Below are 17,284 nucleotides of genomic sequence, written 5' to 3' on the forward strand. Positions count from 1 at the left end.
GGCGAGAAAATGAAATTCGCTATAATGTCAAAGGGTGATCAGGAATCTAATAATCTTACTAAGCGTATGAAGGATTATTTAGAGAGTTTTAATTTTAAATATGATGAGGCTGAACCAGAGATTGTTATATCGGTTGGTGGAGATGGAACATTACTTCATGCATTTCACCGATATACACATCTATTAGATAAAGTGTCTTTTGTAGGTGTTCATACTGGTCATTTAGGTTTTTATGCGGATTGGGTACCAAGTGAAGTTGAAAAGCTAGTTATCGCAATTGCTAAAACTCCTTTCCAAGTAGTGGAATATCCACTATTGGAAGTGATCATCCGTTATAAAGACGGTCGTAAAGAAACCCAAACACTTGCCTTAAATGAATGTACGATTAAAGGACTTGAAGGTACTTTAGTAATTGATGTTGAAATAAAAGGTCAACATTTTGAAACGTTTAGAGGTGATGGACTTTGTATTTCTACACCTTCAGGCAGTACTGCTTACAATAAAGCATTAGGTGGAGCGATTATTCATCCTTCGATTGAAGCAATTCAGATCGCTGAAATGGCTTCGATTAATAATCGTGTTTTCCGTACAATAGGTTCACCACTTGTACTACCAAAACATCATACATGTTTACTTAAACCAGTACGAAATGCCAATTTTCAAATTACATTAGATCATAAAACAATTGTTCATCAAGACGTGAAATCGATTCAATGCCGAGTTGCACAAGAAAAAGTACGCTTTGCTCGTTTTAGACCTTTCCCATTTTGGAAACGAGTAGTGGATTCTTTTGTAAAAGAATAGGTGAAGAAATGAAACAGTTTAGTTTAACATGGGAAGCACACAGAGAACATGATGGTATGCTCTTAAGAGAGTTCCTAAAATTAAAGGAACTCTCTAAACGTGCGCTTACCGATATTAAATTTCAAGGTGGAAAAATAACAGTTAATGAGTTAGAAAAGACGGTTCGATCCGTAGTAAACGAAAAGGATATTGTTACTGTATGCTTTCCAATCGAAAAGCCTAGTGAAGATTTAATTTCTGAGGATGTTCCATTTGAAATAATCTTTGAAGACGACGCTGTATTGGTCGTAAATAAGCCTGCTGGTATTCCTAGTATTCCTTCAAGGGAACATCCAACAGGGACATTAGCTAATGGCATATTACATTATTATAATAAGATTGGTCTTCAATCAACCATTCATATAGTTACACGTCTAGATAAAGATACATCGGGTTTAATGCTAATCGCAAAAAATCGTTATATTCATTACTTATTTTCTAAAAATGAATTAAAAAGTGTTAGTCGAAAGTACATGGCAATTGTCCATGGGACTTTGGATCAAAAAGAGGGGTCTATACGGGCTAAAATTGCACGAAAGAGTGATAGTATAATCCAAAGAGAAGTTTCGGATGAAGGGCAAGAAGCAATTACTCATTTTGAAGTAATCCAATCGTTGGATGCCTATTCAATTGTCCAATTACAACTTGAAACTGGTAGGACTCATCAAATTCGTGTACATATGTCACACATTCAGCATCCGTTAGTCGGAGACGATCTATATGGTGGTTCTACTGACTCGTTGAGTAGACAAGCACTACACAGTTTTAAATTATCATTTGAACATCCAATTGAAAAAAAAGAATATTTGTTTGAAATCGGTTTCCCAAAAGATTTATCCGACTGGTTAATCTCAAATAACTGCCAAATGAAATGGTGAAATTTTTTCATATATGTCAAGTGGATTATTTGTCTAAATTTTGTAGAATTTATTGACAATAGTAGTCTAATAGCTTATTTTAGTAAATGTAGTGTTTCTACCATGGGGATGGAAGAAACTAAAATAACTGAAGAGCGGACGCAGCTTATTCAGTAATTAAGTAGGTACCTTTAGGTTACCTACTTTTTTATTTGGAAATTACGGCTAGTCCTCATAGTGGCTAAATTTCTCTTCAATTAGAGGCATAGTTGATTGCACAAAAGAAAATTTAAGCTCTGGGTAAGATAACGCAGTTAGTTTCCCTCCAAATACAGCACCTGTATCAATATTAATTGTATTATTTAATTCTCTTGGCTCTTTTATAGGAGTATGACCATAGACGATTAATGATTTCCCTTTATATTCTTTTGCCCAGTCTTTTCTTACTGGCATACCATTTGGTAATACCTCTCCATTTATATCACCATACAAAACAAATGTCTTAACATTATTTGAATGCTTTCCAATCATATCTTCTCGTATGCCAGCGTGGCTTACAACTAATTTTCCATGATCTAATACATGATAAAGTGGAGTGGCCTCATAAAGCTTTATAAACATATTCTGAATATGTTGGCGTTCTTTCCCGTTCAAAGCGTCTAATTCTGCTACTGTTGTTTCGAGTCCATGTTGAATTTTTACATTTCTTCCAAGAAAATACCGATACAGTTTATTGCAATGATTACCTGGAGAATAAAATGCATTTTTCTGCTTCATAACTAATTCGTAAACAACTTTAATGACTTCTAATGATTGTGGCCCTCGATCTGTTAAATCTCCTACGAAAACTAATTTTCGATTTTCGGGGTGAATTGGTACATTAGTAACCCATGAATAACCAAGTTTTCGAGTCAATTGTACGAATTCATCATAGCAACCATGAATATCCCCAATCACATCATAACTCATCAAATCAGTCCTTTTATAAATTTTCGGATTAGAAATATCCCAGGCAAAATAGCTTAAGGTTAGTATATGCAATTCTTCATAATTCAAAAAGAAATGCGACTTTTTAAAGAATCGCTCTGTTAGTGTATAATGCTGATACTTAAAAAAGGGTTCCATTAAAAGAGTGTTTTTATGGTCAGGCTAACGTTAAGTACAATCGATTAGTAATAGAAGTTGAATGGAGCATAAGGTGCTCGACTCTTGTGGGAGATGCGGGACAGTTTAGACTCACGCAAGACGCATAGCGCCAAGAAGGCTCAACGCATAGCCCCGCGGAAAGTGAGCATCACGAAGTGGAAATCAACAATCTTTTATTATCGAGCATAAAGAATTAATAAAACTCAATATAAAAAGGACCATTAAAGGTGAATTCTCAACCTTCATTGGTCCTTTTAATGTTTAAAGTCTACATCAAATTTTATACGTTAGAAGCAATTTAAGCTTACCTATGAAACGATGTGTCTCCACGGAATTAATTAAAACATATATTTATTTGTTCTTGATCTTACGTTTAGGATAAAACCAATTGCTAGAAGGTTGGTTGCAAGTGAACTTCCCCCGTAGCTTACGAAAGGTAATGTAATTCCTGTGATTGGCAGTAAACCAATTGTCATTCCAATGTTTTGGAAGATTTGGAAGGTAAACATACCTACTACACCAGCACATAAATAACTTCCGAATTTGTCATTACTCTCTAAAGCAATGTGAATCATACGATATATTAATAGGAAGAAGAAAGAAATTACAATACTTGCTCCAATAAATCCGTATTGTTCACATATTACAGTAAAAATAAAATCGGTATGTGGCTCAGGGAAATAAGCTTCTCCATTATGATATCCTTTTCCTGATAACATACCAGAACCAGCAGCCATTAGGGCTTGTGTTAGCTGATATCCTTGAGAAGGATATTCATATGGTGCTAGCCATCCGTAAAAACGGTTCAATTGATACTCTTCTAATACATGAGCTGTAAAAAAGTCAAAATGATATAAGAAAAGATAAACCATGAATAAACCTAGTGCAAGAGTAAGGCCAACTAGTCCTAAAATGTAGCGCCAGCGTATTCCAGACACTAAGATCATCGTAGCGATAATGGCACACATAACCATTGTATTACCTAAATCAGGTTCCTTTGCAATAAGTAATAAAGGTGGTAAAGCGATACCGAATATTTTACCTAAAAGTAGAAAATCTTCTCTTTTTCCGCGAACTGCATAAGTTTCGTTATGTTTTGAAATAATTGTTCCTAGTATAATGATCATGAAAATTTTCATTAACTCCGATGGTTGGAAATTACCCACACCGGGAATACTGTACCATGCAGTTGCACCTTTAATGGTTTTAGCGCCTGGAACATGGAATTCTAATCCTAATAATAGAAGTAAACCAATTCCATACATATACCAGATCACATTTTTATAACGATCAAAATCAATTATCATTATGACAGCAATTCCAACGAAACCAATGATATACCATTTAATTTGTTGGGCAGCAAAGTTTATGTTTCTTAGATTTGCAGGAAGGCTAGGTTGTGCACTTGTAATTGCTAAATAACTAACAGCAGCTATACAAAATAGAATAAAAAGTAATTTAAAATCAATTTGAAAGGGAGATGTACGGTCTTCCTTCATGTCCTCACCTCTCTATATTATGTTTTATTAGTATGACTATATATAGGTAATTTTAATGTACGCCAATCATCATTATAGTTTATTTTTGTCATGAAAGGAATTCAAAACTTTGAACTGTCACTAATTTAATGATTTTCTTATGAATTTATGTGATAAATATAATAACTAACTTTGCTATTTCCAATTGAAATAATTTGTGCTACTATTTTAGTATCTACTACTAATAACTAATAATAAAGGAGAGCGGAATTATGATATCATTAAAAGGTAAAACGTTTGTAGTTATGGGAGTTGCAAACTTCCGTAGTATCGCTTGGGGAATCGCACAATCTTTACATAGTGCAGGAGCAGATTTAATTTTTACTTATGCAAATGAAAGACTAGAAAAAGGTGTACGTGAATTATCTGATAGTCTTGAAAACCCAAGAAACATTCTTGTTCAATGTGATGTAACAAGTGATGAAGACTTAGCAAAATGCTTTGCTTCTATTAAAGAGCAAGTAGGAACGATTCATGGAGTTGCTCATTGTATCGCATTCGCAAACAAAGAAGATTTAAAAGGTGACTTTGTAGACACTAGCCGTGACGGTTACTTATTATCACAAAATATTAGCTCTTATTCATTAGTAGCAGTTGCCCGTGAAGCGAAGCAAGTTATGGTCGAAGGCGGAAGTATTGTTACTTTAACGTACTTAGGTGGAGAACGCGTAATGCAAAACTACAATTTAATGGGTGTTTCAAAAGCTGCCCTTGAAGCGTCAGTGCGTTATCTTGCAAATGACTTAGGTAAAGATAATATCCGTGTAAATTCTATTTCTGCTGGACCGATTCGTACGCTTTCAGCAAAAGGTGTAGGAGACTTTAACTCAATCTTAAAAGAGATTGAAGAAAAAGCACCATTACGTAGAAATGTAACGCAAGAAGAAGTAGGAGATTCTGCTTTATTCTTATTTAGTGACTTAGCAAGAGGAATAACTGGAGAAAATATTCATGTAGACTCTGGCTATCATATTATGGGTTAATTCATCAAAAAAATAAAGGTGCCTGATTTGTGATATTCACATAATTGGGCACCTTTTTTAATTGAACGTGTAATATTTTAAGGGATAAATATTGTTTTTAAATGACGTAGACCTATTAATAGACTTTCTCCTCTTGATGTAACTAATTGTATAAAATTTGAATCAATTGTATCGAGTTTACCTATATATTCATTATTCTCACCGCTATTAATTACGACTAATTCACCTAATAACTTATTTAATTGAACATCTAGCGTTCTTGCTAGTGGAATATTCGAAGGATTAACAGGTAGTAAATTATTACTTAACATATACGGGGTTTGTTCAGTGAGATAAGGGGTTAACCATTTTAAATGCTGTAATGAGATATACATTACTTTATAAATCGGTGAATAAAAAACAAAATAATTATTCATGATTGTCGTAATATATCCATGAAAAGACTGATCGGTTGAGAGTTGAATTTCAACGAAAATTCCTTTTGCTGCTGTTAGTACTTTACGTAAAGATAAGTCATCTTTTTCATGTTCTAATTCTTGTAATGAAGGAACCGTTCCATAAGACTCTTCAATATAACTTTCGGAAAGGTGGTGAATGTGCAGCAGAGGAATATAGAGGAAATTTTCTCCATTGAAAACAACGATTAAATCATTTCCAACTTCAATTAAGATACCAGTTACAAGATTTTTGCCAGATAATTCGATTGTAACTTGTTTGTTGAGAAAATTTTTAAAACTTGCCATGATTTTCTCCTTTCTTTAAAGATAAACCATATGAATCTACATATATTTAGACTTTGTATGATGGTCATGATAGTTTGTTATAAAAATGAGAAAGATTTAGAATTTCATCTGGTAGAATTGATAGTTTGTCTATATTTATAGAAATAGTTTCATTTAAAGATAGTCAAATTGTATTAGTGCCTGTCTAAAATAAATGATATCTGTATGATTTTAGTTAGATTTTTATGATATTTAGGTAATCATACATCCTTTATTGATTTAAAAATATGGAAGTACCACTCAAAATTAAGTATAAGTTTTAACTACTACATAAATTATCGAAATTATGATTTTATGTTTCATAATAGAAAATCAAGATTAATGGTACGATGAGTCACATAATTAGAATGGCATGAAAAATAATTGTTAAAAAAAGGGTCGTTTTATAAGTATAAAACGACCGATCTAAACATTATTTTCTTCTTCTTAATGTTTGGCTTGTCGTATTACTTCTTTCGTAAACTTCAAATCTTTCTCCGAAACTTACACTTTTAATATGATAAGTAGCTATATAAACTAGTTCATCGTTAAAAGAAATTTCTACATAATCACTGTTTGCATCAAGAAGAATACCTTCTACTTTGTCAGGGCCACCACGATTAATTTTTACCCATCCTCTAACTTGTGAATTTAATAAATCTACAAAATTATCATTTGGTAATAATTCAATCGTATTGTACATCTCATCATAGCTTAATTTACCTTTTGCAAATGAAGTTACACTTTTTAAATGAGAATATGAGTAATAAATTACACCTTCTTGCTCGTTAAAAAGAGCAATATGCGTATCATATGCACCAAGTAACAAACCTTCTTTAGATTCGTGACCTCCTCGACCAATCTTAACTCCTTTACCTACGAATACTGAGAATAACTCTTTATTCACTTTTTCATCGCTCCTTGTTTTTTCTGTGCGGTTACAATGTATTTATATGTGCCCTGTCAATTGTTTGTACTAGTATATTTGTCCAATTTCTACAAATATGTATAAAATTAGTCAATTGTTGATGGGCAATGTATACAAAAAGAGTAAGTGATAGCTTATTCAGTGCTAAAAAAACTAACATGAGAATTGTTGTCCTTACATATATTTTATAAGAGCACACTTACGAGGGAGGAACAACAATGGCAAGAAAAGAATCAAAAGAAGCAGTAAAACCTTTACTATACATTGCTCAACCTGACCTTGAAGAAGCCAAATTAAATATACAACAATCTTATGTAGTGAAAGTAGGTAAGCAAGACCAAAAAACAAAAGAGAAAGAATATGTAGACTCGAAGTATGTAGAAGATGAAGAATATGAAGAAGTAGAAGAATTCGATGAATTCGATGAAGAAGATGAAGAAATGACTGATCAAGAACCAGTGGATCAAGGTTGGGTAAAAAAACCATTTAAAGCGATGACGAACGAAGAAAAAGTCCAGTTTATGGTTAATAAACCTCATTATATCCCGAAAGTCGAATGTCGTATTCGAACAAATAATGATTTATTTATAGGCTATATCATTGCATATAGCGAAGGAAATGTTTCGGTAAAGATCGCATCGAGAAATAATAATATTGAAATTCCTTTAAAAGATATAGAAAGTATTCAAATGGTTGGAATTTAAGCTTGTAAAAAGGTGGTAGATAATGATATCTACCACCCATAGTTTTTTAGTTTACATTTCTTACAGATTTGTAACGTGAACGTCACGTAAGCATTGGATTGCACAGAAGCAATCTAAGTCAACAGTAACACAAGTGTTAGAGGCAGCGAAGAACAGATTGCCTACTAAATCGCAGAAAGAATTATTATCATTTTTATTATTATTATTATTATTATTGTCAGCTGGAACTAATGCTCTTAAAACTGCACAGCAATCATCTACGCTTTCAACACGGAACACAACTGTATCAACGCAATTGTTGTTTTTGTTGCCATCTTTATTTTCATCTTGACCTTGATTTCTGTTGTTTGTGAATGCTGGTACTCTAAACAATTCACCGTTCGCTAAATACAATAGGAAAGGGCGAGTATTTGCAAGAGGTACATTTGGGTTAGCACCTAAGAATGGAACATCACAACCTGTTGGGCAACTGTGTGTTGCGCAATCTTGTAATTCATTTATGAATTTTACAACGTCACAAACGCAGTTGTTTTTTCTTTTATTGTGGTTATCTTTGCAACTCATCTTTTTCACTCCTTATCATTTAAGATGGATATTACATTAATATGATATTAAAGTGGCGAAAATCGGTTACTGCTGATTTTTGCTTTTTGGATAAATGGGCTTATAAGATAGAAATCAAAAAAGGTATATGGTGTTGATAGTATGAATAAATTTACAATTAGCAACATGAAATATATACATTTGAAGAGTGAGGCTATCTAAATGATTAATATGACGTGGTTACTGTTAGTCCTTCTAACACTTGCCAGTTTTCGACTAACTAGACTAGTCGTTTATGATAAAATAACATCATTTCTTAGAAGGCCGTTTATTGATGAAATCATTATAGAAGAAGACGGGATGCCCGTCACTTATACTAAAATAAAAGGTAAAGGTATTCAATATTTTATTGGCGAATTATTAAGTTGCACTTGGTGTAGTGGGATGTGGTGTACAGCGTTTTTACTATTAATATATGTATTATTTCCACATGTGGGAGAAATTGTAATCATTTTATTATCGATAGCTGGTGCCGCAGGAGTCGTAGAAGCAGTGGTTAATAGGTTAAGTCTGTGATATTTGTCTGAACGATTAATTATTCCTTTCATATACTAAGAAGAATACTTTTTTTAGGAGGGAAGCTATGTATAATCGACAACAGGGGCAATATACACCTTATCAATGGCAGCAAATCCAACAACAACAATGGCAACAAATGCAACAACAACAGCAAATGCAACAAACGAATCAAGTGCAAAATAATCAATATACACAACAAAGTCAACCCGATGGATATGTAAAAAAACAAGGCTGTGGTTGTGGTAGTGGAAGAAGAACAACTCGTTAGTTATAAAAACCAATTTGAAAAAGGTGAGCAATCTATGCTCACCTTTATTTTTATGTCTATTAAGTTAATCGGTGACTTTTCGAATAAAACTTTTAATTAGTCTTGATGGATTGGCTTTTTTTCCTCTTCGTTTTTGAAGAATTGATAAATATAATAATTTTCTTGCTCTTGTACATGCCACATATAATAAACGGCGTTCTTCCTCTAATTGATCGAGCGAACCATTTTTTAATGACTCTAATGCATAATCATGTGGAAATCCACCATCTACAGCGCCAAGAATGTATACAAAGTCATATTCTAACCCTTTGGATCGATGAGCAGTTAAAAGGGAAATAGAGCCATTAGAAGACTTGTTTTTTTGTTGTTTATATTCTTTAAATTTAGCTGCAATATGAAATGCATGATCAACAAATTCTCGAACTGATTTAAAATTTTTACTAACTACTTTTAAATCTCTTAAATCATCAGAAGGTCTTTCAATTTTATTTGATTCATTCCCACGTTTCTTGATGTAGTCAACAAATGCCGGACTTTCTTCAATTCGTTCAATTGCTTCTAATGGTGTAGCTCGTTTTAAGTATCGTAATACACTAATAAGCTTTTCGATTTTTTTAAGCTGAAAGGTAGCGGCACTACTTATTGTTGTAAATGCCTCTAAAAATGAAAGGTTTTGAAGGACACTATTCATTTTAGCCTCTTGAAAAGCTTGTTGCTTTAGAAAAAATACAGGGAGTATTTCTTTTAAAGCAGATTGATGGTCTTCATCTTCTATTAATAATAAGAAAGAAATCATTTTTCGGATAATTGGGCGATCATAAAATGAGTCGCCATCTTGATCGATAGTGAATGGTAAGCTAGTAGCTATTAAACGTTCAAATATTGCTCTAGATGCTGTATTTGTTCGATATAAAATAGCAAATTGAGAAGGATGTGCTCCATTACTAATTTTTTCTTTAATATCGCTAATGACCATAGTAGCTTCTTCTTCTTCATCATATGGAAAGAAAAAAGAAGGAACTTTATCAGAATCATATTGAGCATGCATTGATTTTACAAATCGATTTTTATTAGGCTTTATTACTTCGTTTGCTAATGAGACAATCCCGTGGGATGATCGGTAGTTTTCACTTAAATGATAGATTTTAGCACCAGTAAAATATTCTTTGAAGTCTAAAATAAATTTTGGATCACTGCCTCTAAAAGCATAAATTGACTGATCATCATCACCGACAGCAGTAATATTTTCTGTATGTTGAAAAAGGATTTTTAAGATATTAAATTGTATTTTATTAATATCCTGAAATTCATCAACCAATAAACATGTAAATCGATTTTGGTAATGAGTAAGTAACTCAGGATTCTCATTTAGCATTTCATAACAACCTAAAAGCATATCATCAAAATCAAATTGACCATTTTCCTTTTTTATCGATTCATAGCCCTCATATAGGGATGCAACTTGTTCTTCCCATGCATCAGCGGAACGAATTTCGTGTGGATACATACATGAATTCTTCCATAAGCCAATTTGTTGAATCGCTTGATCGTATGCGAATGACTTTTCGTCTATTTCAAGTCTTCTTCCAATTTGCTTTAGCATAATCTCCTTTTGAAAATCTGACTTAATTAACCGACTAGAATCCCATTTATCACGATCAAAGCGTAAAAGCATTTTATAGAAAATACTATGAAATGTCCCGATTTCCATTTGCTGGATCGGAAAACCAAAACTTTTCATACGTTCTTTCATTTCTAAGGATGCCTTAGAAGTAAATGTAACGAGCATCATTTCACGAGGCAATGTACCACTATTCATTAAATTCATCGCTCGAGTAGTAATTACACGTGTTTTACCACTTCCTGCTCCAGCAAGTACGAGTAAAGGTGAACCTGTGTGTGTGACAGCTTTCCACTGTTGTTCGTCTAAAGACATTTGGTTAATTATTTGATTACTACTATGATTTTCATTTTTTTGATAAGGAGGAATATGATAGAAAGGTAATCTGGAATTAAACTTCTCCTCTTCTACTTTTTCAATTGTAGTAGTAGACGAAATTGACCTTTTAATTGGCAGATTAAAAATACCACTATCATTTGTTTCTTTTATGACTGAGATTTCAACTGATTTTGGTTCGAAATCCTTCTCTATTTCAATTAAAGCATTCGAACATTCTTTGTTTTGTTCTTTATTCGTATGATTAAAATGAGGAATATCATATATGGATAAAGTTAAATACAAATTTGAATGACAATGTATACATTTAACTTCACCACGGATACTCGCTTGATATATTTCCTCATATCTAGAACGAGGGAATTCTGGTAAATTAATTGTTTGGTTTTGGTAACGTGCTAGTTTCATATTGTTCCCCCTTGAAATTTAAAGCAGACTCATCTATGTTACCAAAAAGAATTGTGTACGAACAGTGAATAAGTCTAATTGGAAAAAAGTATATTTTTTCATAAAGGAAAGAGGGAATTAAAATGGGATATATTCCACCTTTGCATTACTCAACTTATCATCACTTTGCTGCACAGAAAAGCGGTTTTTTACAAGCGCCGTTTATGTTTACAAAAGTTCCAAAAATAAAATTTTCCAAGAACAATCAAGAAAAAAGATTTAAAAATGCTATGACAATTTATCAAAGTACTCAAATTAATAATTTGATTGAAGATTTTGAGACTCAAAAAACTTTTAGTCAGATTACGGGAATTGGAAGATTCGTAAATGTTTTAATATAAGTCTCTTTTCTAAAAGATTGTTGTTTTTTTAAAGGTTATTAAAACAAACTGTAAATAAAGAAGATGACGAACTGATATGCGAGACTCCTGTAGTGGAATTCCACGAATAACTTTTTTAATAGAAACAAAGCTCATAAAAACAGCCTAATAAAAATAAAAAAAGCTAAGCTTACAAATGTAACCTTAGCTTTAACTATTAGTTTAATGTGTATTTCATTTCTGCGTGAGGGATACCAGCTTCAAAAAAACGTTCAGAAGAAATGTGATAACCTAATTTTTCATAAAAAGGTATCGCAGACTCCTGAGCATGAAGGACTAAATGATCCATCCCATGTTCTTTAGCCGTTTTATGGATTAAGTTCATAATTTCATTCCCAATTTGTTTACCTCGATAATCCTTAAGTACACAAATTCGTTGTACTTTACCAGTCGTTTCCATCTTTCGAAGACGTCCTGCAGCGATTGGTTGCTCACCATCGTAGGAAACAAAGTGGATACATTCATCGTCTAATCCATCAAACTCTAATTCTTTTGAAATTTGTTGTTCCTCAACAAAAACGTCAATTCGAATATTTAATGCGTCTTGAATTTCTTTATCTGTTGCTGCAACTATTGTACGAATGTTCATTTCTTCGCACCTAATTTAAATGTTTCATAAACTTCCCAAGCACCATTTTCTAATTGATAAACTAGTTTAAAACTATCAACGACTTCCTTGTATGAGAATTGAATCATACTAAGCTGTCCTAGAATATCCGAGAATTCAGCATCTTGTAATTTTTGACCAATTGTAATATGAGGCACGAAAGCATATTCTTTTGTTTCAGGAAATGCACCAGTGTGCATTTTTAAGTGAAGCTCTTTAAGAGCTTCTACAGGTGTAACTTTAAAATAAATGACATTATTTACAGGTGCAAAAGAGCTAACTTTATTAATTTCCAAATCAAAAGGTTCAATTTGTTTAGCAACTTCATGCAATTGAGCAATAACATTTGGAAGCTGATCCTCATTTAATTCAAATCCACTTCTTATTGTCACATGAGGAGAAATTAACGTATAAGCTGGATCAAAACGTTTTCTATACTCATTAGCCTTATCTTGAACGAATTTAGATGGGAAAAGAACAACGCCACATTTCATAAATATTACCTCCTGTTTTCGAAACTTTATATTTTAATTATTAATAATTAACTATATATAAGAATAACTAATTTTAATTATACCAAATTTTTAGAAAATCGATAAGTTCAACGACTTATTTAGCTAGACTATTTTTTAATAAGTCTTCTAATTGTTTCTCCCAATTCGTCCAAGTATGGTCACCATCGTACTCAAAATACTGTAATTCTACAGGGAATTTAGATAGCATTTCTTTTAAATGCAGTCCATCTTTTACAAAGTTGACCCACTGTTTGCTCGGCGTAAAAACATTATCTTCTTGTTTTCCCACTGTTTGAATGATTGATAAAATAGACGTTAAATTAATTTTATTTAAAAAGTCTGTCACATCTTCATTTACAAAAGGGGACTGCATTATGACTTGTCCAAAAGTATTTGGATATGTAAAGGCTGCTTGTAATGAAACTGTTCCACCAAGAGAATCTCCGATTAAAGTTCTACTATGTGCTAATCCAAGTAAAGGTAAATGATTATCTAAATATGGAAGTAACTCTTCAGCTAAAAAGCGAATATAATTTCTTTGTCCAATTTGTGATGGATGATATAGAGAAAAACGTTCTTCCGGAGATGAGTAAGGAATGCCTACAATAATCGTAGGTTGGATTGAGCCTTCTTTTGTTAGTTTTTCGATCACACGATGAATTTTCCCAAGGTTAAAATAATCTTGGCCATCTTGGGCAATTAAAAGGTGATGTTTTATTAACGGAGTGTACTGGCTTGAATAGTATATTGTAAATGTAATTTCTTTTTGAATATGCGTACTAAAAAGAGTATGTTCTTCTCTAGTACCATTTGTTTGTTGAATCATAAAATGTCTCCTCTTCTATTCACTAGGATGATATAATTAATGTTACTTCATTGAAAAAATTATGAAAAGTAAAAAGAATTAGCGCTTACAAAAAAAGTTAAAATCGAGGTGAAACATGAACAAAAAACAACCGAATGCAATGATCTCTTTATTAATCATATCAATCATTGCCATTTCAACTTCTGCAATATTAGCTAAATGGACAGATGCATCTCCATCTGTTTTAAGTATGTATCGCCTCTGGTTTACATGTTTATGGATGCTACCAATCGTATTAAAGCGCAAAAGCGAATTAAAAGCCTTAGAAAAATCGCATTATAAATCTTTTGCTCTAGGTGGATTAATGTTAGCAATTCATTTTATCCTTTGGTATGGTTCATTAGTATTTACATCAGTTGCAAGTTCAACAATTATTTTAGCTCTTCAACCACTTGTAGCGATGATTCTTGGTTATTTTGTTTTTAAAGAACGAACATCCATTCATTCGAAAATATGTATGATTATAGCAATTATCGGTGTGTTTTTAATTGGCTTTGGTGATATAGGTTTAAGTATGACAGCATTTAAAGGTGATATCTTATCATTTTTAAGTGTAATCGCAGCTGTACTCTACTTAATGGTTGGACAAACAACTGTTAAAAATACATCTCATTGGGTTTATAGCTTCTGGGTTTTTGCTTTTTCGGCGGCATTTTTAACAATCTATAATCTAGTTACAATGGATAACTTCTTTCATTATGAATCAAAAGATTGGTTGATTTTTATCGCGTCAGCAATTATTCCTTCATTAGCACATATCATTAATAACTATTTATTAAATTATGTAAATGCAACAACCATTTCAATGAGCATTTTAGGTGAACCCGTTGGTGCTTCTATTTTAGCATTTTTCTTGCTTCATGAAATGTTGTCAACCTTCCAACTAATTGGAGGGACAATCGTAATTGTAAGTGTATTTATGTATTTAATTCGCCAACAAAAAGATGTGTCGTCACTACAAATTGAAACAAATAACACAACATCAGCTTAATCGAAAATAAAAGTAATTTCAAATAGACTTTTAAATCAATTTAACTTAATTGATTTAAAAGTTTTTTATTTTTATTTGAAAATAGGTAGAATAGAAAGTAAATGAAATTAACAATTTATTCCATAAATTTTCTTGAGGAGATTTAGAAGGAGAAAAGTATTAGATGAAAAAAAGGAAGAAACAAAAGAATCCACTTCATTACATGTTTATAGCCTATATTTTAATTACATTCGTTTTTGCAAGTCTTTACTCAATGCCATTTACTAGAATTGCTAATCTTTCATTTATAGATAGTTTATTTGTTTCAACTAGTGCAATAAGTGTGACTGGATTAACAACAGTAAATCTTGTAGAAACATTTAATATTTGGGGCAAGCTTTTGCTAATGATCCAAATGGAAATTGGTGCAATTGGTATAGTTGTATTTATAAGCTATGGATTTATGGTAATCGGTAAACGGATGACAATCTCAAACTTACTTGTTTTATCTAAAGACCAAAACCAGAGCAGTATGAAATCAATTAGGAGATTAAGTTTATCCGTCTTATTTACTTCGCTTATTTTTCAATTCATTGGTGGTTTAATATTTTACGGTCAGTTTAAAAATCAATATAACACCATACCTGAGGCTATTCTCGTTACTTCATTTCATTCTATTGCCAGTTTTACAAATACTGGATTTGATTTATTTGGCAATAGTCTAATATCGTTTCAGAAGAATAATGTTGTACTATTTGTGACTGCAGCACTTATTTTTATAGGGGGATTAGGCTATCCAACAATTATGGAGTATATTTTTTCATATAAAAAGAAGAAATCATTATTTACAAGAATTAATATGAGGCTCCATTTTTCGTTTATGATTATTGGTTCTGTACTTTTTTGGGTATTAGAAAGAAACAATGCCTTTAAACATTTATCTACATTCGATAAACTTACAAATTCTATTTTTTTATCGGTAACGACTCGTAATGGGGGTTTTGCTCCACTTGATATTGCACATTTAACATTACCAGCTATATTGATCATTTTAATGCTGATGTATATTGGTGGTGCTTCGTCGAGTGCTGCAGGTGGTATTCGTTTAACGACAGTTTCAGTCCTAGTAGCGAAGATGATAGCCGTGATTAGATCACAGGAAGACACCATTATTTTTAGAGCAACGATTAAAAGAACTGTAGTAGATCGTGCCTTTGTTATTGCGATGAGCTTTTTGTTTTTAATCTTTTTTGCAACAGTTTTTATTACAATCATTGAGTCATATTCATTAGATTTAATATTGTTAGAGGTGATTTCAGCAATCACAAATACAGGGCTTTCTTTAGGGATTACAACAAATATACATAGTATGACTAAAGTTATTTTAATTTTACTAATGTTTATAGGGAGAATAGGTATCTTTACGATGATCTATTTCGTCTTGAGAGTGGATAAACAAAAGATTAAATATGTTGAAAAAGACTTAGCGATTGGATAGAGGAGTGACAAAATGGTAAAGCAATTTTTGGTAATCGGTGCAGGAAGATTTGGACGAGGAATTGTAAAAGAATTAGATCGATTAGGACATGAAGTTGCAGTATGTGATAAAAAAAAAGCTACACTAGAGGAACTCGAAGAATACACAGAGTATGGTGTAATTGGTGATTTACGCGAAGAGGCTTTGCTAGAGGATTTAAATGTCATTCAATTTGACGCGGTCTTTGTTGCAATCGGAAGTGATCCGTTAACTTCGATTTTAATAACAAGAAGATTAAAAGAAAGAAAAGTAAAAAGAATTGTATGTAAAGCCATTAATCGTGAAGTCGGAGGAATATTAGAAAGTATTGGAGCGGACTTAGTTATTTATCCTGAAGAAGAGGCAGGTCACAAAGCCGCACGACTAGAAGCAATGAGTGGAATCATTGAATACATTGAAATCACAAAAAATGTTGCCGGGGTTGAAACAGTTATTCCAGATATATTAATTGGTAAAACATTAAGGGAAATTGGTTTTTCAATGAAATATAGTATTAATGTTGTTTTAATCATACGTAATGGTGAACCAATTGTCTCAAATATAGGTGATGTTCGTTTTGAGAGTGGAGATCTTATTTTCATAGTTGGTGAAAAAACGAAAATTGAATTTTTTAAAACGAAAATCGGATAATTTTTGTAGGCTGTTTTCGTAAATTTTGTTGCTAGTAAACATGGAGAATTGTAGATTTTCACTCCAGGTTGCTCGCTTTTTAGTGTGGCGTACGATGAGCCTCCTGGGCCCACACGATGTGGGTCATGCATGCGTTACGACAGGACGTCGTGGTATTAGCATGCCTACCTTTTTGACCACTGCGGGGTCTCATCTGTCCCGCTACTCCCACAGGAGTCTCGCATAT

Annotated in this window: 19 protein-coding genes; 10 read left to right on the forward strand and 9 right to left on the reverse strand. The window is 32.5% G+C overall.

Annotated elements, in window-relative coordinates; genetic code table 11:
* Positions 1–9 precede the first annotated feature (9 nt).
* Both B7R65_RS09550 and B7R65_RS09555 read left to right on the forward strand, forming a co-directional pair.
* A complete protein-coding gene (locus B7R65_RS09550; protein WP_088042529.1) occupies positions 10–804 on the forward strand; it encodes an NAD kinase in 795 nt (264 codons plus the stop codon).
* Between the two features lie 8 nt (positions 805–812).
* Positions 813–1,721, forward strand: coding sequence for an RluA family pseudouridine synthase (locus tag B7R65_RS09555; RefSeq protein WP_088042530.1), 909 nt, complete (start codon positions 813–815; stop codon positions 1,719–1,721).
* A gap of 204 nt (positions 1,722–1,925) precedes the next feature.
* Here the strand turns inward: B7R65_RS09555 and prpE are convergent, their stop codons facing one another.
* Together prpE and B7R65_RS09565 are read right to left on the reverse strand one after the other, a co-directional pair.
* Entirely contained in the window at positions 1,926–2,669 is a 744-nt protein-coding gene (gene prpE, locus B7R65_RS09560) for a bis(5'-nucleosyl)-tetraphosphatase PrpE (RefSeq protein ID WP_088042531.1), read from the reverse strand.
* Positions 2,670–3,184: 515 nt separating this feature from the next.
* On the reverse strand, positions 3,185–4,345 hold the full coding sequence (locus B7R65_RS09565; RefSeq protein WP_088042532.1) for an FtsW/RodA/SpoVE family cell cycle protein: 1,161 nt from the start codon (positions 4,343–4,345) through the stop codon (positions 3,185–3,187).
* A gap of 251 nt (positions 4,346–4,596) precedes the next feature.
* Between B7R65_RS09565 and fabI the strand changes: the two genes are divergently transcribed.
* A complete protein-coding gene (gene fabI / locus B7R65_RS09570; RefSeq protein ID WP_088042533.1) occupies positions 4,597–5,367 on the forward strand; it encodes an enoyl-ACP reductase FabI in 771 nt (256 codons plus the stop codon).
* Positions 5,368–5,444: 77 nt separating this feature from the next.
* On the opposite strand, the gene B7R65_RS09575 is transcribed toward fabI, so the two are convergent.
* Positions 5,445–6,110 (reverse strand): DUF2642 domain-containing protein, encoded by a 666-nt coding sequence (locus B7R65_RS09575; RefSeq protein WP_088042534.1) that lies wholly within the window; start codon positions 6,108–6,110, stop codon positions 5,445–5,447.
* A 451-nt stretch (positions 6,111–6,561) separates the two neighbouring features.
* Entirely contained in the window at positions 6,562–7,035 is a 474-nt protein-coding gene (locus B7R65_RS09580; RefSeq protein WP_088042535.1) for a spore coat protein, read from the reverse strand.
* A gap of 239 nt (positions 7,036–7,274) precedes the next feature.
* Between B7R65_RS09580 and B7R65_RS09585 the strand changes: the two genes are divergently transcribed.
* A complete protein-coding gene (locus tag B7R65_RS09585; protein WP_088042536.1) occupies positions 7,275–7,760 on the forward strand; it encodes a CotO family spore coat protein in 486 nt (161 codons plus the stop codon).
* Between the two features lie 60 nt (positions 7,761–7,820).
* Here B7R65_RS09585 and B7R65_RS09590 read toward each other — a convergent pair whose 3' ends face one another.
* Positions 7,821–8,324 carry a CotY/CotZ family spore coat protein gene (locus B7R65_RS09590; RefSeq protein WP_088042537.1) on the reverse strand — a complete coding sequence of 168 codons (504 nt, stop codon included), beginning with the start codon at positions 8,322–8,324 and terminating at the stop codon, positions 7,821–7,823.
* Between the two features lie 201 nt (positions 8,325–8,525).
* Here B7R65_RS09590 and B7R65_RS09595 point away from each other — a divergent pair, with 201 nt between their 5' ends.
* The gene (locus tag B7R65_RS09595; protein ID WP_088042538.1) at positions 8,526–8,879 is read left to right on the forward strand and encodes a DUF1360 domain-containing protein; all 354 of its coding nucleotides are present in this window, start codon (positions 8,526–8,528) and stop codon (positions 8,877–8,879) included.
* A gap of 67 nt (positions 8,880–8,946) precedes the next feature.
* On the forward strand, positions 8,947–9,150 hold the full coding sequence (locus B7R65_RS21720; protein ID WP_088042539.1) for a cytochrome C oxidase subunit III: 204 nt from the start codon (positions 8,947–8,949) through the stop codon (positions 9,148–9,150).
* 64 nt (positions 9,151–9,214) lie between these two features.
* Here B7R65_RS21720 and B7R65_RS09605 read toward each other — a convergent pair whose 3' ends face one another.
* Positions 9,215–11,515 carry an ATP-dependent helicase gene (locus B7R65_RS09605; protein ID WP_088042540.1) on the reverse strand — a complete coding sequence of 767 codons (2,301 nt, stop codon included), beginning with the start codon at positions 11,513–11,515 and terminating at the stop codon, positions 9,215–9,217.
* A gap of 122 nt (positions 11,516–11,637) precedes the next feature.
* Here B7R65_RS09605 and B7R65_RS09610 point away from each other — a divergent pair, with 122 nt between their 5' ends.
* Positions 11,638–11,895: a hypothetical protein gene (locus B7R65_RS09610; RefSeq protein ID WP_088042541.1), complete on the forward strand. Its 258-nt coding sequence runs from the start codon at positions 11,638–11,640 to the stop codon at positions 11,893–11,895.
* A 196-nt stretch (positions 11,896–12,091) separates the two neighbouring features.
* Here the strand turns inward: B7R65_RS09610 and B7R65_RS09615 are convergent, their stop codons facing one another.
* The 3 genes from B7R65_RS09615 to B7R65_RS09625 all read right to left on the reverse strand — a co-directional run bounded on the left by B7R65_RS09615 (position 12,092) and on the right by B7R65_RS09625 (position 13,882).
* Entirely contained in the window at positions 12,092–12,523 is a 432-nt protein-coding gene (locus B7R65_RS09615; RefSeq protein ID WP_088042542.1) for a GNAT family N-acetyltransferase, read from the reverse strand.
* Positions 12,520–13,035 carry a YjcG family protein gene (locus B7R65_RS09620; protein ID WP_088042543.1) on the reverse strand — a complete coding sequence of 172 codons (516 nt, stop codon included), beginning with the start codon at positions 13,033–13,035 and terminating at the stop codon, positions 12,520–12,522. Before B7R65_RS09620 ends, B7R65_RS09615 begins: the two co-directional genes overlap by 4 nt.
* Before the next feature lie 115 nt (positions 13,036–13,150).
* Positions 13,151–13,882, reverse strand: a complete 732-nt coding sequence (locus B7R65_RS09625) for an alpha/beta hydrolase (RefSeq protein WP_088042544.1) — start codon at positions 13,880–13,882, stop codon at positions 13,151–13,153.
* Between the two features lie 115 nt (positions 13,883–13,997).
* Here B7R65_RS09625 and B7R65_RS09630 point away from each other — a divergent pair, with 115 nt between their 5' ends.
* From B7R65_RS09630 to B7R65_RS09640, 3 genes are all read left to right on the forward strand, one after another.
* Positions 13,998–14,912 carry a DMT family transporter gene (locus tag B7R65_RS09630; protein ID WP_088042545.1) on the forward strand — a complete coding sequence of 305 codons (915 nt, stop codon included), beginning with the start codon at positions 13,998–14,000 and terminating at the stop codon, positions 14,910–14,912.
* Positions 14,913–15,075: 163 nt separating this feature from the next.
* The gene (locus B7R65_RS09635; RefSeq protein WP_088042546.1) at positions 15,076–16,389 is read left to right on the forward strand and encodes a TrkH family potassium uptake protein; all 1,314 of its coding nucleotides are present in this window, start codon (positions 15,076–15,078) and stop codon (positions 16,387–16,389) included.
* Between the two features lie 12 nt (positions 16,390–16,401).
* A complete protein-coding gene (locus tag B7R65_RS09640) occupies positions 16,402–17,058 on the forward strand; it encodes a potassium channel family protein (RefSeq protein ID WP_088042547.1) in 657 nt (218 codons plus the stop codon).
* The last annotated feature ends 226 nt before the right edge of the window (positions 17,059–17,284 follow it).

Source organism: Bacillus sp. EAC, assembly GCF_002156875.1.
GTDB lineage: Bacteria > Bacillota > Bacilli > Bacillales > Bacillaceae_G > Gottfriedia.

Coding starts and splice junctions, on each gene's coding strand:
- B7R65_RS09550 (WP_088042529.1), top strand. CDS start 10: ATGAAATTCGCTATAATGTCAAAGGGTGATCAGGAATCTAATAATCTT.
- B7R65_RS09555 (WP_088042530.1), top strand. CDS start 813: ATGAAACAGTTTAGTTTAACATGGGAAGCACACAGAGAACATGATGGT.
- prpE (WP_088042531.1), bottom strand. CDS start 2,669: ATGAGTTATGATGTGATTGGGGATATTCATGGTTGCTATGATGAATTC.
- B7R65_RS09565 (WP_088042532.1), bottom strand. CDS start 4,345: ATGAAGGAAGACCGTACATCTCCCTTTCAAATTGATTTTAAATTACTT.
- fabI (WP_088042533.1), top strand. CDS start 4,597: ATGATATCATTAAAAGGTAAAACGTTTGTAGTTATGGGAGTTGCAAAC.
- B7R65_RS09575 (WP_088042534.1), bottom strand. CDS start 6,110: ATGGCAAGTTTTAAAAATTTTCTCAACAAACAAGTTACAATCGAATTA.
- B7R65_RS09585 (WP_088042536.1), top strand. CDS start 7,275: ATGGCAAGAAAAGAATCAAAAGAAGCAGTAAAACCTTTACTATACATT.
- B7R65_RS09590 (WP_088042537.1), bottom strand. CDS start 8,324: ATGAGTTGCAAAGATAACCACAATAAAAGAAAAAACAACTGCGTTTGT.
- B7R65_RS09595 (WP_088042538.1), top strand. CDS start 8,526: ATGATTAATATGACGTGGTTACTGTTAGTCCTTCTAACACTTGCCAGT.
- B7R65_RS21720 (WP_088042539.1), top strand. CDS start 8,947: ATGTATAATCGACAACAGGGGCAATATACACCTTATCAATGGCAGCAA.
- B7R65_RS09605 (WP_088042540.1), bottom strand. CDS start 11,515: ATGAAACTAGCACGTTACCAAAACCAAACAATTAATTTACCAGAATTC.
- B7R65_RS09610 (WP_088042541.1), top strand. CDS start 11,638: ATGGGATATATTCCACCTTTGCATTACTCAACTTATCATCACTTTGCT.
- B7R65_RS09615 (WP_088042542.1), bottom strand. CDS start 12,523: ATGAACATTCGTACAATAGTTGCAGCAACAGATAAAGAAATTCAAGAC.
- B7R65_RS09620 (WP_088042543.1), bottom strand. CDS start 13,035: ATGAAATGTGGCGTTGTTCTTTTCCCATCTAAATTCGTTCAAGATAAG.
- B7R65_RS09625 (WP_088042544.1), bottom strand. CDS start 13,882: ATGATTCAACAAACAAATGGTACTAGAGAAGAACATACTCTTTTTAGT.
- B7R65_RS09630 (WP_088042545.1), top strand. CDS start 13,998: ATGAACAAAAAACAACCGAATGCAATGATCTCTTTATTAATCATATCA.
- B7R65_RS09635 (WP_088042546.1), top strand. CDS start 15,076: ATGAAAAAAAGGAAGAAACAAAAGAATCCACTTCATTACATGTTTATA.
- B7R65_RS09640 (WP_088042547.1), top strand. CDS start 16,402: ATGGTAAAGCAATTTTTGGTAATCGGTGCAGGAAGATTTGGACGAGGA.